This window comes from Pseudomonas sp. 3HC3, assembly GCF_044904505.1.
GTDB lineage: Bacteria > Pseudomonadota > Gammaproteobacteria > Pseudomonadales > Pseudomonadaceae > Aquipseudomonas > Aquipseudomonas putida_Y.
Window position 1 is genome coordinate 103077 of record NZ_JADDRH010000006.1, and the last position, 14433, is coordinate 117509.

15 protein-coding genes are annotated in these 14433 nt (G+C 65.4%); 3 read left to right on the forward strand and 12 right to left on the reverse strand.

Annotated elements, in window-relative coordinates:
* Positions 1-47: 47 nt before the first annotated feature.
* Positions 48-593: a PadR family transcriptional regulator gene (locus tag INQ47_RS12150; protein ID WP_135192305.1), complete on the forward strand. Its 546-nt coding sequence runs from the start codon at positions 48-50 to the stop codon at positions 591-593.
* A complete protein-coding gene (locus INQ47_RS12155; RefSeq protein ID WP_404701766.1) occupies positions 586-1347 on the forward strand; it encodes a siderophore-interacting protein in 762 nt (253 codons plus the stop codon). The genes INQ47_RS12150 and INQ47_RS12155 overlap by 8 nt, the downstream gene beginning before the upstream one ends.
* Positions 1348-1604: 257 nt before the next feature.
* Here INQ47_RS12155 and INQ47_RS12160 read toward each other — a convergent pair whose 3' ends face one another.
* Genes INQ47_RS12160 through INQ47_RS12215 form a run of 12 tightly spaced genes read right to left on the reverse strand, consistent with a single transcriptional unit; the run spans position 1605 to position 12032 of the window.
* Positions 1605-2267, reverse strand: coding sequence for a type II secretion system protein N (locus INQ47_RS12160; RefSeq protein ID WP_252459560.1), 663 nt, complete (start codon positions 2265-2267; stop codon positions 1605-1607).
* Positions 2264-2650 (reverse strand): type II secretion system protein GspM, encoded by a 387-nt coding sequence (gene gspM / locus INQ47_RS12165; protein ID WP_404701767.1) that lies wholly within the window; start codon positions 2648-2650, stop codon positions 2264-2266. Before gspM ends, INQ47_RS12160 begins: the two co-directional genes overlap by 4 nt.
* Positions 2647-3723: a type II secretion system protein GspL gene (locus INQ47_RS12170; protein ID WP_252459558.1), complete on the reverse strand. Its 1077-nt coding sequence runs from the start codon at positions 3721-3723 to the stop codon at positions 2647-2649. The genes gspM and INQ47_RS12170 overlap by 4 nt, the downstream gene beginning before the upstream one ends.
* Entirely contained in the window at positions 3720-4310 is a 591-nt protein-coding gene (locus INQ47_RS12175; protein ID WP_404701768.1) for a type II secretion system protein J, read from the reverse strand. The genes INQ47_RS12170 and INQ47_RS12175 overlap by 4 nt, the downstream gene beginning before the upstream one ends.
* Complete coding sequence (locus tag INQ47_RS12180) at positions 4307-4675, reverse strand: type II secretion system protein GspI (protein ID WP_252459556.1); 369 nt, start codon at positions 4673-4675, stop codon at positions 4307-4309. The genes INQ47_RS12175 and INQ47_RS12180 overlap by 4 nt, the downstream gene beginning before the upstream one ends.
* Positions 4672-5103 (reverse strand): type II secretion system minor pseudopilin GspH, encoded by a 432-nt coding sequence (gspH, locus tag INQ47_RS12185; RefSeq protein WP_404701769.1) that lies wholly within the window; start codon positions 5101-5103, stop codon positions 4672-4674. Before gspH ends, INQ47_RS12180 begins: the two co-directional genes overlap by 4 nt.
* 2 nt (positions 5104-5105) lie before the next feature.
* Entirely contained in the window at positions 5106-5540 is a 435-nt protein-coding gene (gene gspG / locus INQ47_RS12190) for a type II secretion system major pseudopilin GspG (protein ID WP_274149043.1), read from the reverse strand.
* A 17-nt stretch (positions 5541-5557) separates the two neighbouring features.
* A complete protein-coding gene (gspF, locus tag INQ47_RS12195; RefSeq protein ID WP_404701770.1) occupies positions 5558-6760 on the reverse strand; it encodes a type II secretion system inner membrane protein GspF in 1203 nt (400 codons plus the stop codon).
* A gap of 3 nt (positions 6761-6763) precedes the next feature.
* Positions 6764-8212, reverse strand: coding sequence for a GspE/PulE family protein (locus INQ47_RS12200; RefSeq protein ID WP_404701801.1), 1449 nt, complete (start codon positions 8210-8212; stop codon positions 6764-6766).
* On the reverse strand, positions 8212-9948 hold the full coding sequence (gene gspD / locus INQ47_RS12205; RefSeq protein WP_404701802.1) for a type II secretion system secretin GspD: 1737 nt from the start codon (positions 9946-9948) through the stop codon (positions 8212-8214). The genes INQ47_RS12200 and gspD overlap by 1 nt, the downstream gene beginning before the upstream one ends.
* A gap of 21 nt (positions 9949-9969) precedes the next feature.
* Positions 9970-10392 carry a pilus assembly protein PilZ gene (locus INQ47_RS12210; protein WP_404701771.1) on the reverse strand — a complete coding sequence of 141 codons (423 nt, stop codon included), beginning with the start codon at positions 10390-10392 and terminating at the stop codon, positions 9970-9972.
* The gene (locus tag INQ47_RS12215; RefSeq protein ID WP_404701803.1) at positions 10392-12032 is read right to left on the reverse strand and encodes a lipoprotein UxpA; all 1641 of its coding nucleotides are present in this window, start codon (positions 12030-12032) and stop codon (positions 10392-10394) included. The genes INQ47_RS12210 and INQ47_RS12215 overlap by 1 nt, the downstream gene beginning before the upstream one ends.
* Before the next feature lie 223 nt (positions 12033-12255).
* Between INQ47_RS12215 and INQ47_RS12220 the strand changes: the two genes are divergently transcribed.
* Positions 12256-14331: a PhoX family phosphatase gene (locus tag INQ47_RS12220; protein WP_252459553.1), complete on the forward strand. Its 2076-nt coding sequence runs from the start codon at positions 12256-12258 to the stop codon at positions 14329-14331.
* Positions 14332-14433 lie beyond the last annotated feature (102 nt).

Consider the following 14433-nt stretch of genomic DNA (forward strand, 5'->3'; position numbering starts at 1 on the left):
TTGAGTAATATCTTACGATATATCGAAAACGACAGAGCCCTATCTTTATGCGCGAACATCACCCTCATGACCCCTTCGAGCGGCGCCCCGGCCGTGGCGAACGCGGCCCGCGGGTCTTCGCCCCTGGTGACCTCAAGCTGCTGATGCTGGACTTGCTGGCCGAGCAACCCGGCCACGGTTACGACCTGATCCGCCAGATCGAAAACCTGTTCGAAGGCAGCTACAGCCCAAGCCCCGGGGTGATCTACCCCACGCTGAATTTTCTTGAAGAAGCCGAACTGATCAGCGGCCAGGTACAGGGCAGCAAACGCCTGTATGCCATCACCGATGCCGGCCGCAGCGCCTTGGCGGATCAGGCGGTAGCCCTGGATGGCGTGCGCATGCGCATCGAGGTCAGCAAACGCGCCCTACGCGGCCACGACCGCCCGCCAGAGATTCATGAAGCGGTCGGCAACCTGCGCCATGCACTGCACATGCACAGCGGCCGCTGGACCGCGGAAGAAATCGAACGGGTCCGTGACCTGCTCAACCATGCCGCCAAGGCCATTGCCTCCGGGCCAACCGAACCTTTCAGGGAGACGCCCAATGAGTGACACCGTTCACCGCGTAAACCACGAGATCCGCCAGCGCCGTCTGCAGGTACTGCGGGTCACCGAGCTGACCCCGCGCATGCGCCGCATCACCTTGGGGGGTGCCGAGCTGCAAGGCTTTACCAGCATGGGCAGCGACGACCATATCAAGCTGCTGTTTGCCGAAACGCCGGAGCAACAACAGGCCATCGAGGCCCGTAATCTGGGTAAGGACGGTGGCGCGCGGCCCACCATGCGTGAGTACACGCCACGGCGCATCGACCTGGTGGCAAATGAGCTGGACATCGACTTCGTGCTGCACGGCGACGGCCCTGCCTCCACCTGGGCCGCACAAGCCACACCCGGGCAAACCCTGGACATCGCCGGGCCAAGGGCCTCGCTGGTGGTACCGGATATTTTCGACAGCTACCTGCTGATCGGTGATGAGACTGCCATCCCGGCAATTGGCCGTCGGCTGGAGGAGTTGCCAGCCGGCCGTCAGGTGCTGGCAGTGATCCAGATCGAAGACGAGCACGAGCGCCAGCCGCTGCCAAGCAAGGCCCAGGTGGAAGTGATCTGGGTACGTCGCCAAGAGGAAGACTTGTTGGCACTGGTGCGGAACCTGAGCTTGCCGCAAGGCCGGCTGTATGCCTGGGTGGCGCTGGAAAAAGCCCTGACTCGCCAGGCCAAGGCGCTATTGCTGGAGAAAGGGGTGCCGGAAGATACGCTAAAGGCCGCAGCCTACTGGCGGGCCAACGGGACTGCGGACGACGAGTGATCGTGATTGCCTGATCTGCCGTCTTCGCGGGCAAGCCCGCTCCTACACTGATCGGGGATGGACACAAATCGGTGGTTGGGCACAGGCCGTTGTAGGAGCGGGTTCACCCGCGAACACCGGCGCAGCCGGTGCCACGCAAAGCGCCGCCTGCGTCGCGGTTTGAACCATTTGATAAGACCAAGCGGTTCAGCCCCGACCACCTCAGAAAAGCTCGACCGCCCACAGCGTATCTACAGGGCGCCACGCCACGTTGTTGCTTACCAGCGAAGGTCTCGCTGCCCCGCCAGGGCCTGCGGCCCGAGCCATTGGGCCCCACGCAACAATGGCATTAACTGCGCTTCAGGCTGCAGTTGGAACACCACCTGCGCCCGGCGCCCTGGCAGGTCGGCATCCACGGCCAGTTGATGTTGCCCTTGCTGCGCTAACTGCCCGCGCAAGTGCCAGCCACTGCGGCAGTCCATTTCCAGCCAGCCGTGCCCAAGGCCTAGTGACCAAGGGTCGCTCAGCGCAAGGTCGGTTACGATCACGCGGCCTTCACTGGCTTGGCATTGGCGCCCTGCCCCTTGCATCTTCAACACACCCTGCCACTGGCCGGCCAGGCGGTAATCCGTCGATACCGTCGCCAAAGTCCCCTTGGCTGATACCTCCAGCCGCCAACGCCAAGGCCAGCCTTCTGCAAGCAACTGCCAGGCCTGGCCCTGGAACCCCACCTGCGCATTCGCCTGCAAGCGCCAGGGCTGCAGCGTCCAGCGCAAAGGCCCGACCGGCCCCCATTGTTGTGCCTGCCCTTGCCAAAGGCTTCCACCGACATCACGTACCGGTAGGCCGAACGCACGCACCACCCAATTGGCCGGAAGCTCGATAAACAGCGTGAGCACGAAGACCAGTAGCACCCAGGCCATTGCTGCTCTGCGGCTCATGGCTGCACCACCAGGTCGAATCGCAAAGCCTTGCCCTGCTGCTCCAGCCCCCATTGCAGCGGCAATGCACCTTCTGCACGCAGGCTCTGCACCCAGCCTTGCAGCATGCGCTCATCGGCCACCTGCCCGCGCAGTTGCCAGGCCTTGCCTTGCGTATCGACTTCGGTCAGTTCGACCCCACGGGCCTGGGCCGACTGACGTAGCCGCTCCAGGTTCAAACCGGGCCCGCCTTGCAGGCTGGCCGCCTGTTCGGCCAGCGCGCGCCACTGGCCAAGCGCGCGCCATTGCGCAACGCCTTCACGCAGGGCCAGGAAGGCCAGCAGCAGAGCGATCAGTCCCCAGGCGAACTTGAAGCGATGACGCTGTAGCCAGTCCCGGTTCATGAGGCGGCTCCCAGGTCGAAGATCACCTGGCCCTCTTGAACCTGCACTGTGGCGCCAGCGGCAGCCGCCATATCACGCCATGGCGGCGCACTGCCCTCGCCCTCCAGGCGCAGGTGCCAACGCTGACCATCGAAGCGCACCGCTTGCAGGCGCCAATCAGGGTTGGCACGCAGCCAGGCCTGCAAGCGAGCCTGCAGGTCGTCTAGCTGACGTGTACGCAGTTGCTGCTGCAGTACGCTCTCGCGCAGGCGCTTGAGGGCCTGCGCCGCGTGCCGAGGGCTGGCCTGCTCGCCGGTCACGGCAATGACCTGGCTGCGCCAGAGTTGCGCCTGGCGCCATTGCTGGCTCAACCACAGGCTCCCCCAAACGGTGGCCAGCACCAGGCAAGCCGCCAGCAGCCGCTGCTGCTGGCGGGACGCCACTGGCAACGAGCGCACCTTGCGGGGGCGTTCGAACAGACCGGGTAATGTGTCGAGCGGCGCAAATACGGTGGGCCAGTTGCCGCTCAGCGACGTCTTGTGCAGCCCTGCCCACGGTAGCTGCGGCACCCCACCCAAGGCATCAGGCCAAGCCAGCCAGTGTTCCTGTCCGTCTTCGGCCAGCCCTTTGTAATAGGACATGCCGGGGGTACGCTGCCATTGCCAGGCGCATCCTGGCTCGGGCAGCGGCAGCAACTGTAGCTCCGCCCAGCAGCGCACCACCTGCAAGCCCCAGGCGGCACATTGGCCATGCCAGTCATCCAGCTGCTGACGCGCCACTACCAGCAGGCGAAGGTGCCCGGGGTCACGGGCCAGACAGGCACAGGCCACCTCATGCGGGGCCTGCAGCAAGCGATCCTCAAGCAACAAAGGCCATTCTTCGCGCTTGAGCCCCGGCGGGGCCGGCACGCGAAAATGGCTGCAGGCCTCGGCAGGCAGAACCAGCGCAACATGGGCCTGCGGGTTGGCCGGTGGCTCACCCTGCCCCTGGTTTTGCAAAATACCCTCCTGGACCAGCGCCCAGCGCCAGACAGCACCCGGGCGCAGCAATAACCACGCCTGGGCCGGCGTACGCCGCCGCCATTCAAATTTCATGAGCGCCCCCATGGAAGGGCGAAGGTGCAGACATAGGGGGCTCCATCACGCAGCAGTTCCAGACGTACGCCACGGCCTGGGTGTACCGGTTGGTCAGAAGGCCAGGCCAGCCAGCGGCCGCCCTGGTAGTACAGAACGTTCACGGCGCTGACCTGGTCGAGTCGTTCGCGCTGTACCCAGCGCGGGGCGACGGCGGCGTACAAATCGGCCGAGCTTTCCAGCAGTAGGCGCTGCTCACGGGCCTCGAAGCGCAGGCGCTGGCGTTGCAGGCGCGAGCCACCTTCGGCTGCCGGCAGGCCGGTGCTGGCGACCCACAGCAACTGGTTGCTGGCGGGCTGCCAGTCCAGCCAACGGCCGGCCAGAGGCAGACGCTGGTCATAGACACGGCGCAGCACCGGGCTGTCGAAGCGCCGCTCCAGGGCCAGGCAAAAGTCCAGCACCGAAGTTTGCTGATTGGTGTGCTGCAGGCGTTCGCGCACCTTCAGCCAGCCATTGACCAAGGCAGCCAGCATGATGCCAAGCACGGCAGTCAGGGCCAGAGCGACCATCAGTTCGATCAGGGTCAGGCCTGCCTGGTGGCGTTTCATGGGCGCTCCAGAAACACGGTGTACTGGCCCAGTGGCAGGCGCTGGTCGCGGTCGGCGAACAGCTGTAGCTCGCCACGGCGCAGGTCGCGCACGCCGGTGCGGCGCAGTTGCAGTTGCCAGTGACACAGTTGGCCACCTTGGTCGAGCTCGCCGGCTACCTGGTTTTCGGCAGGCCAGTACTGCTCGACGGCAAAGCGGGCTTGCAGCTCACGCGCGCACAACAGGCCAAGGCGGTGCTGTTGCAGGTTGTCCTGCACTGCCAGCCGCTGGCGCAGTACCTGGCTGGTGATCACCGCCAGCACGGCAGCGATTGCCAGGGCTACGGTCACCTCCAGCAGAGTGAAACCACGCTGTGCTTGCTTCATGGCACTACCCACATGCCATCGGTGCGGCTCCAGGCCCATTGCTGACTGCCATCGGCCCAGCGCCAGCGCACGCTACCCGCCTGCGCCCAGCCATGCGGCGTGAACAGCACGCGCGGTTGCGGGCTGGCCGGCCAGTCCGGGTGCAGGCCCTTGGGCCAGTCGCCGAGCGCGACCGTTTCAACGATCCAGTCATTGCCTTGGCGGCGTACGAACTCCGGGCGCTGGCCATTCCAGCGCAGCCCACGCAGTTGCCCAGCATGCCGTGCCAGCGCGGCCTGGCCGCGGACCTCGGCCGCCAGCCGTTGCAGGGCCTGCTCGACACGGGCCTGGCCGTTGCCGAGGCCAGCCACCGCCAGCCCGGTCATCAGCCCGGCAATGGCCAGTACCACCAACAGTTCGATCAGGCTGAAGCCGCGCTGACGACGCACCGTTACAGCGCCCAGTTACCCAGGTCGGCATCCTGGCCTTCGCCACCCGGCATGCCATCGGCGCCCAACGAGTACACATCGACCCGGCCATGTTCGCCGGGCATGCGGTACTGGTACGGGGTGCCCCATGGGTCTTCCGGCAGGCGACGCACGTAGCCATCACTGCGCCAGGCTCGAGGCAGCGGCTCCTGAGCCGGCTTTTTCACCAGCGCGGCCAGGCCCTGTTCGTTGCTGGGGAAGCGCAGGTTGTCCAGACGGTACATGTCCAGTGCCTGCTCCAGGGTGGCCAGGTCGGCCATCACCTTCTGCTTCATGGCCTTGTCCTGGTTGCCCAGCACGCTGGGCGCAACCACGGCGATCAGCAGGCCGATGATGAAGATCACCACCATGATTTCCATGAGGGTGAAGCCGCGTTGGCGGTTACGTCGATGCTGCATGGCAATACTCCTTGTCGTCACAATTGCAGGCCCTGGTTGAGTTGCATGATCGGCAGCAGCACCGCCAGCACGATGAACAGCACCACGGCGCCCATCACCAGGATCATCAGGGGTTCGAACAGCGCCATGGCGGTATCGACCTGGCGGGCAAAGCCGCGCTCCTGGTCGTCGGCCACGCGCTCGAGCATGTCCGCCAGGGTGCCGCTGGCCTCGCCGCTGCCGACCATGTTCACCAGCAGCGGCGGGAATTGCTGGCTGGCATCCAGCGCACGGTGCAGGCTTGTGCCGCCCTGCACCTGTTGGCGCACCTGCTCCATGGCCAGGCGGATACGCCGGTTACCGATGGTTTCAGTGGCCACTTGCAAGGCTTCGAGCAGGGCTACGCCACTGCCACTGAGAATCGCCAGGCTGCGCGCCAGGCGCGCGCTTTCCAGCACCTGCAGCAGGTTGCCAATACGCGGCAGGCGCAGCAGCAGCTGATCGCGACGCAGGCACCAGTGCGGTTTGCGCAGCAACCATCCAGCCAGCACGGCAAGCATCAACGCCAGCCCCAGCAACCACGGCCCGGCCTGCACCACCGCCTGGCTCAAGCCGATCAGCAACGAGGTAATCAGCGGCAGACTCTGCCCGGCGTGGGCAAACTGTTCGGTGAGCTTGGGCACGACGAAGGTCATCAGGCCGATGACCACGGCCAGCGACACCCCCATCAGTACCGTGGGGTAGATCAACGCAGTACGGGCCTTGTGTTGCTGGCGTTGCACCTGCTCCAGATGGTCGGCCAAGCGGGTCAGCACCTGGGCCAGGTGCCCGGAACGTTCGCCGGCCTCGACCAGCGCGCAGTACAGGCCAGTGAACGGTGCGCCCTGCCGGGCCAGGCTGCGGGCCAGGCCCAGGCCTTCGGCCAGCGAGCCGCGCAAGGCCACCAGCACACTGTGCAGGGCGGGCTGACGCAGTTGCCGTTCAAGGGTGGCAAGGGCATCGACCAAGGGAATGCCGGCCCCGGTCAAGGTGGCCAACTGACGGGTCAGCTCACACAACTGGGCGCGGCTCAGGCGCTGGCGACGGGGTTGTCGGCTGCCGGCTTCATGACGCTGCAACTGGCGGGCGAACAGGCCCTGCTCGCGCAACAGCTGGCGAGCGTGGCGTTCACTGTCAGCCTGCAGGCTGGCCTTGTGCGATTTGCCGGCGAGGTCAACGGCCTGGTAGCGATAGGTAGGCATGCCTTAGCCCTGTACCACGCGCAGCACTTCGGCCAGGCTGGTCTCACCGCGGGCCAAACAATCGCTGGCCATCGCCACCAGGCTTTGGCGCCGATCAGCCAGGTAATCCTGCATGGCCAGCTCACTGGCGCCGTCGTATAACAGGCCGATGAGCCCAGCGTCCAACTCGATGAATTCGTACAGCCCCAGTCGCCCGATATAACCGCTGCCCTGGCACTGCTCGCAACCCACAGCGTGATAAGTGCTGCCCAGCGCCGCCAGCTCGGGCCACAGTTCGCGCTCGGCAGCCTGTAGTGGATGCGCCACGGCACAGCTGCACAAACGCCGCACCAGGCGCTGGGCCAGGACGCCGCGCAGGCACGAGGCGATCAGGAAGGGCTCGATGCCCATGTCGCGCAGGCGGGTCACTGCGCCTACCGCGCTGTTGGTGTGCAAGGTCGACAGCACCAGGTGGCCGGTGAGACTGGCCTGCACGGCGATCTGTGCAGTCTCCTGATCGCGGATTTCGCCGAACATGATCACGTCTGGGTCCTGACGCAGAATGGCGCGCAGGCCACTGGCAAACGTCAGCCCGGCACGCGGGTTGATCGCGGTTTGGCCAATGCCGGCGATGGCGTACTCCACCGGGTCCTCGACGGTAAGGATGTTGCGGCTGCCATCGTTGAGGCTGTTCAGGCTGGCGTACAGGGTCGTGGTCTTGCCCGAACCGGTCGGCCCCGTGGACAGCACAATGCCATTGGGACGCGCCAGGCAACCGCGCAGGCCCTGCAATACCGCTGCCGGCATGCCCAGGTTATCCAGCGCCAGCAGGCTGGCCTGCTTGTCGAGCACGCGCATCACCACCCGCTCGCCATGGATGCCGGGCAAGGTCGAGACCCGTACGTCCACTTCGCGCCCCGCCGCGCGCAAGGTGATGCGGCCGTCCTGGGGCTGTCGCTTTTCAGCGATGTCCAGGCGGGCCATGACCTTGATCCGTGATACCAGCATGGCCGACAACGCACGCGGTGGACGCAGCACCTCGCGCAGATGGCCATCGACCCGCAAGCGCACTACCAGGCTCTGCTCGAAGGTCTCGATATGGATGTCCGAGGCGCGCAGCCGCAACGCCTGGCCGAACAGGCCGTTGATCAGGCGGATCACCGGGGCTTCGTCGTCGCTTTCAAGCAGGTCTTCGATGCGCGGCATCTCGCTCATCAGACTATCCAGGTCGACCTGGTCGCCGATGCCTTCGATCAGCGCTTCGGTGGCGGCATCGCCGGCCTGGTACAACTGGCCAAGGCGCTCGTCGAACAGCGCAGGTTCCAGGTATTCGAGCAGGCTTGGCTGGCCATGCACACGCAACAACTCCTGCAACTGGGCATTGTCGGCGTCGGGCCGCAGCCATAGCTGCCAGCCCTGCTCTGCCGGGGCCATGGCCACTCCGCTCTGCCGTGCCTGGCGATAGGGCAGCATCACCAGTCACCGCCTTCCAGGCGTGCGCGGCTGGCGGGGAATACCTGCAACAGCCGCGTGCCCTCTGCAAGGTCCGGCAACTGCAGCGGTGTGGTCTGCTGCAGGGTGCGGTACTTGTCTTCACTGAGGCCCGCCAGGCTCGGCCCGTCGCGCAGGATGCGCGGGCGGATGAACACCATCAGGTTCTGCTTGGTATTGCGGGTGGCATCGGAGCGGAACAACCGGCCAAGGTAAGGAATGTCGCCGAGCAGCGGCACACGCTGGTTGCTGGTACTCAACTCGTCGCTGATCAGGCCGCCAAGTATCACCAGGCCGTTGTCTTCGACCATGACCTTGGTCTTGATCTCGCGCTTGTTGGTGATCACGTCGCTGGCCGAGCGGGTGTCGGCAATCGACGACACCTCCTGGACGATGTCCAGGCGCACGCTGTTGTCGATATTGATCTGCGGCTTGATGCGCAGCTTCACCCCGACTTCCTTGCGCTCGATGGTCTGGTACGGGTTGGCGTTGTTCTGCGTCACGGAGCCGGTGACGAAGGGCACTTCCTGGCCAACCAGGATCGATGCTTCGGCGTTGTCCAGGGTCAGCAAGGTGGGCGTGGACAGCAGGTTGAAGCCGCTCTTGCCCTTCAGCGCGTTGACCAGCATGGCGAAGTTGAAGCCACCGCCGAAATGGCCGATGCCTGCCGTGGCACCGGTGGTGGTGGACAACAAATCGCCCAGGGCCTCGTTGTCGCCACTGGCGGCGGCACCGGCAATGCTGGCGATATTCACCCCGTTACTGCCGAAGTTGACGATACCGGCACCAAACTTTTCGTCGGCGAACAGCCACTGCACGCCCAGCTCTTGGGCGCTGCTGTCGGACACCTCGGCGATGATCGCTTCGACCACCACCTGGGCACGGCGAATGTCCAGTTGCTCGACAATGGCCCGGTACGCCGCCAGTTCGCTGTCGGGGCCGACCATGACCACGGCATTGGTACCTTCTTCATATTCCAGGCGGATACCCGGGCCACCGGAGGCTGGCATCACCGGCCGGTCCTTGCCCTCTGCCTCACCCGCGCCCTCAGCCGGCACCGCACCCTCCTGGCTGAGCCCTCGCAGCACCTTGACCACTTCACCGGCATTGGCATGGCGCAAGTAGATCACCTGGGTGCTGCCGCTGCCCGGTGCCTCTTGAGGGCGGTCGAGCTGGCGCAGCAGGCTGGCGATGCGTTCGAGGTTGCTGCGCCAGTCAGTCACCACCAACTGGTGTGCCGCCGGGTACGGTGTAATAACCCCAACCCGCGGGTCGATCAGCGGTTTGAGGATACCCAGTACCTGTTCGCTGGCGGCGTTGCGCACGTTGAATACGCGGGTGGCCACGCTGTCGCTACCCTCGCCCTGCTGCCCGCCCGCCTCCACTGGCACCGGCTCCAGGCGCGCGGCCTGGTCGGGCACGATCTTCACGCTGCCATTGGGCAGGTCGACGGTGGCATAGCCCTGGGCGCGCAGTTGGGCCAGGAAGATGTCGTAGATGGCGTCGGCGTCGTGCAGGTCGACAGTGCGCACGGTGACCTTGCCCTTGACCCGGGGGTCGACGATGAAGGTGGTGCCGGTGATGCGCGACACGCTGTCGATGAACTCGCCGAGTTCGGTATCGACGAAATTTACCTCGTACATCGGCGTACCGTTGTCATCGAACACCGGCTCTTGGGCATAGGCGATGGACAAAGCCAGGCTCAGCGCAGCCGCCATGCAGTATCTAACAGGCATCGTTCATCCTTGCCGCTTGAAGCCGGTCACGGCGGAGCGTGGCGGCCAGGGCAGGCGCTCACGCCGCCCCTGGTTGTTGAAAATCAGGCCATCGCTGTCGATGTCCTGCAGCACGATCCCTGGCGCCAGGCGCTGACCGCGGGCCAGGGTGCGCACTTGCTCGCCGTAGCGCAGCACCACCACACTGGCGGCCAATGGCTGGGCCTTGAGGCCGCCGAGGTATTGCAGCGGCAGACGGGTGATGGCGATGGCACCATCGTCGGGTGGTACCTGCCAGTGACCGACCATCAGCCCGGGCAGCGGGCTGTCGGCCACCGCAGGCGCCGTGGCCGGTTGTGGCTGCCGGCTCAGCTGCAGCACACACTGCGCAGACAGCCAGCCGGCCAAGGTCAGGCCAGCGCCGGTGAGCAGACGCGAGGTGAGCATCACGAGGCCAATTGCCGTGGGTGCCAGCCTGGGTGCCCCTGCACGTAACGCACTTCGGGCAGTTGCAGCGGCGCCAGTTGCCAATCGTCAGGCTGGCGGGCGAGCCAGGCCTCGACCCGCTGCCACAGTGGCTCGCCAGCCTGGCTTTCGAATTGCAAGCCAAAGGTGCGGCACAGGCCCTGCACTGGCTCCAACCCCGTGATGCGCTTGCCTTGCGGGCTGTAGCTGACGCTCCAGGCCTGGCCCTGCCAGCGCGGCAGGTCCTGGCTGTTGTCCAGCAGCAGCGGGTCACCGAACAATTGTTCAGCGGCGTTTTCCAGCACTTGTTCGACCTGCCTGGCCGGTGCCTCGACCACTGGCGCCGGGTAGCCACCGGTAAGGCTGATCAGGTGTTCGCGGGTAATGGGCGCCCCCGCTGACAGCGGGTAGTCGTAACGCAGGCCCGGCAGTAATACGGGCATGCTGCTATCGTCGGCCAAGGCTTGATGCAGCAGGCAGTCCCAGCTGCCGCCACGGGTATCGCGGCGCCACAAGGCCTGGGGCGCGCGGGCCAGCGGCTGGTCGAGCCAGGCCGCGTGGCCGGCCCGTTGCTGGCGCAGTTGTGCCTGCAATTGCGCGACACGCAGCTGCGCGGCAGGCGCCAGTTGCTGTTCAAAGGCCGGGAAAAAACGCCCGTCGAACTGCCACTGGCCGGCCACACGCTGGCAACGCAGGCGGAAGGCACCGCTGCCCCGGCAGCCGGCAAACAGCACCGGCACGCGCCGACCGCTGGCCTGGGTGACCTCGACCGGCGCGGGCCACAGGTCCTGACCTCGGGCACCCAACAGCACGTCGATTTGCGGCACCCGTTCAGCCAGCCACAAGCCGGGGCCCGTGCCTGCATCGGCCATGGCCACCACCAGGTCAGCCTCGCGCCGGGCTTGCTCGAATACCGGCAGCAGTGACTGGTACCACTGTTTAAGAGAGGCTTTCTGGTCCTGTGCGTAGGGGTCGGTCACGCCAACCACTGCAATACGGGCACCGCCGCGCTCGAAAATGTGCAGGGCTTGCACGCCCAGTGTCTGGCGTTGTGCGTCAGCCAGCCCGGCGCCGAGGGTAATGGCGCTGGCCTGGCGATACAGGCCCGTGCTGCGTTGTGGCCACAGTACACGCTCGTCGCTGCTGACCCGCGCTTCGATGCCCAACAGCTGGCTGCCTTGCACACCACTTTCGCCCTGGGTCAGGTAGGCCAGGCCACTGCCATTCCAGCCCTGGCCGTTTTCCAGGGTCAGGCTGTTGCCCGCACCGGCCTCGCCACGCAGTTGCTCCAGCAACGCCGCGAGCACCGCATAACCGCCCAGGTGGGCTGTCGTTGCCTGACGGGCATCGAGCAGCGGCGCCAGTTGCGGGTAGGCGATACTGGCGCTGCTGCCGGTCATCCAGGGCGCACGGCCCAAGTGGCTGACCGGCCCCAACCGGGTAGCCGGTACCACCGCCTGGCCAGGCTGGCGGGCATCGAGGGTATCGGCGACGTACAGCAAGTCGAGCCGGGCGTTGCCGCCCTGCTGCCCTGGGAAGGCTGTGCAGGCGCCGAGCAGCGGTGCCAAGGCACCGATACCCATCCAGCCGATCACTTCGCGCCTGTGCACACTGCTCGCCATCGCATCGCCATCCTTATCCACGTCCATTCAGGGTCCCGGATGTTGCGGCGTTGGCATTACAGTTTGATGGCAGAAATCCGACAGAAATTCCAATTCGATCTTTAGAACATCCATTCAAGAACCGGAAGTTTTAAAAGCTCGTTAACATTTCTGCCAAGGAATCATCACACTTGCGCCTTACAGTCGCGGTTTCTTCCAACTCAGCCAACATAAGGACAACCTGATGAGTCGAGATACCGGCGACAACCTGGACCGGAACCAAAGCGGCAACCTGCCGATGGCCAACGTCATGGACGCCTACCTGAGCCGCCGCAGCGTGATGCGCGGCAGCTTGGGCGCCGCCATCGCCATGATCGCCGGTACCGGCCTGACAGGCTGCTTCGACGGTGGTGGTTCCGATCACGATGATCCGGTCACCGAGCCGCCGGTGACCGAACCGCCAGTCACCGAGCCGGAAGTGCCGAAACTGGCGCTAGGCTTCCAGTCCATCCCAGGCTCGCGCACCGACGCCTGTGTGGTCGCCGCCGGCTATAGCGCCTATGTGCTGGCGCCTTGGGGCACGCCACTGAACAGCAACGGCAACCCGTGGAAGTCCGACGGCAGCAACACCTCGACCGACCAGGCCAACGCCATGGGCATGCACCACGACGGCATGCACTTCTTCCCCATCAACGGCAGCTCGGAAGACGGCCTGCTGGCAATCAATTTCGAGTACATCGACACCGCCGCCCTGCACCCGGCCGGCCCCACTACCGATGTCAACGGCAAGCGCCCGGTTGAGGAAGTGCGCAAGGAAATCAACGCACACGGTGCTGGCGTGGTACGCCTGCAGAAAATCAACGGCCGCTGGCAGGTGGTCGACAACGACCCGCTGAACCGTCGCTTCACCACTGCTTCACGCATGGAAATCACCGGCCCGCTGCGTGGCACCGACCACGTCAAGACCAAGTATTCCACTGCTGGCACCCACTGCCGTGGCACCAACAACAACTGCGGCAATGGCTATACCCCGTGGGGCACCTACCTGACCTGCGAAGAGAACTGGCCGGGCATCTTCGTCAACAAGGGCACCCGCCCCGAGGACCAGCGCCGCATTGGCGTGGGCACCTCCAGCGGCCAGTACAAGTGGGAAAGCGCTGCCGGTGACGCCAGCGAAGTGGACGACGAATTCGCCCGTTTCGACGTTACCGTCAAAGGCGCCAGCGCCACCGACGACTACCGCAATGAAGCCAGCACCTACGGCTACATTGTCGAGATCGACCCGTACAACAGCAGCACCCTGGCCACCAAACGCACCGCGCTGGGCCGCTTCCGCCACGAGGGCTGCGCCCCCGGCCTGCCCGTCGCCGGCAAGCCGCTGGTGTGGTACATGGGTGACGACTCGAACAACGAGTACCTGTACAAGTGGGTGTCCACCGCCGTGTGGGACCCCGCCGACGCCACCCCGGCCGACCGCTTGGCCACCGGCGCCAAGTACCTCGACCAAGGCAAGCTCTACGTGGCCCGCTTCAATGCCGACGGCACCGGCGTATGGCTGCTGCTGGACGTGGCCACCGCCACCACGGGCGGCAGCACCCTGGGCGCGCTGTACGGCGACTTGCCGGGCATCATCCTCAACACCCGTGGTGCTGGCGATGCCGTGGGCGCAACGCCGATGGACCGCCCGGAATGGACAACGGTCAACCCGCTGAACGGCGATGTGTACCTCACCCTGACCAACAACAGTGCACGCACCCCGGACAAGGTCGATGCAGCGAACCCGCGCGGCCCGAACCGCCACGGCCACATCATTCGCTGGCACGACAGCGACGACCAGCTGAGCTTTAACTGGGACATCTTCGTGTTCGGCGCCAACGCTGCCGGTACTGCCGACATCAACCGCTCCGGCCTGACCGAACTGAACCAGTTCGCCAGCCCCGACGGCATGAGCTTCGATAGCCGCGGCGTGCTGTGGTTCGAGACCGACAACGGCGAAAGCACCTTGACCGACTACACCAACGACCAGTTGCTGGCAGTGATCCCTACCGACCTGGTGGATGCCAGCGGCAAGCAGGTGCCGGTGAATGCACAGAACCAGGTGGACTTGCGGCGCTTCTTTGTCGGGCCAAATGGTTGCGAAGTGACGGGGATTACCTTTACCCCGGACAACAAGACGCTGTTCGTCAACATTCAACACCCGGGGAACTGGCCGTATACCGACAAGGCGACCGATGCGACGCCGGCTGGGGCTACCGTACGGCCGCGGGCTTCGACGGTGGTGATCCAGCGTATTGATGGCGGGGAGATCGGCACCGTTTGATCCAGTGCCGGTCAGCCAACCTTTTGCTGGCTGTACCGGCCTCTTCGCAGGCAAGCCCGCTCCTACAGGGATCCCACGGGTTTCAAAACCGGCGTAGGGGCG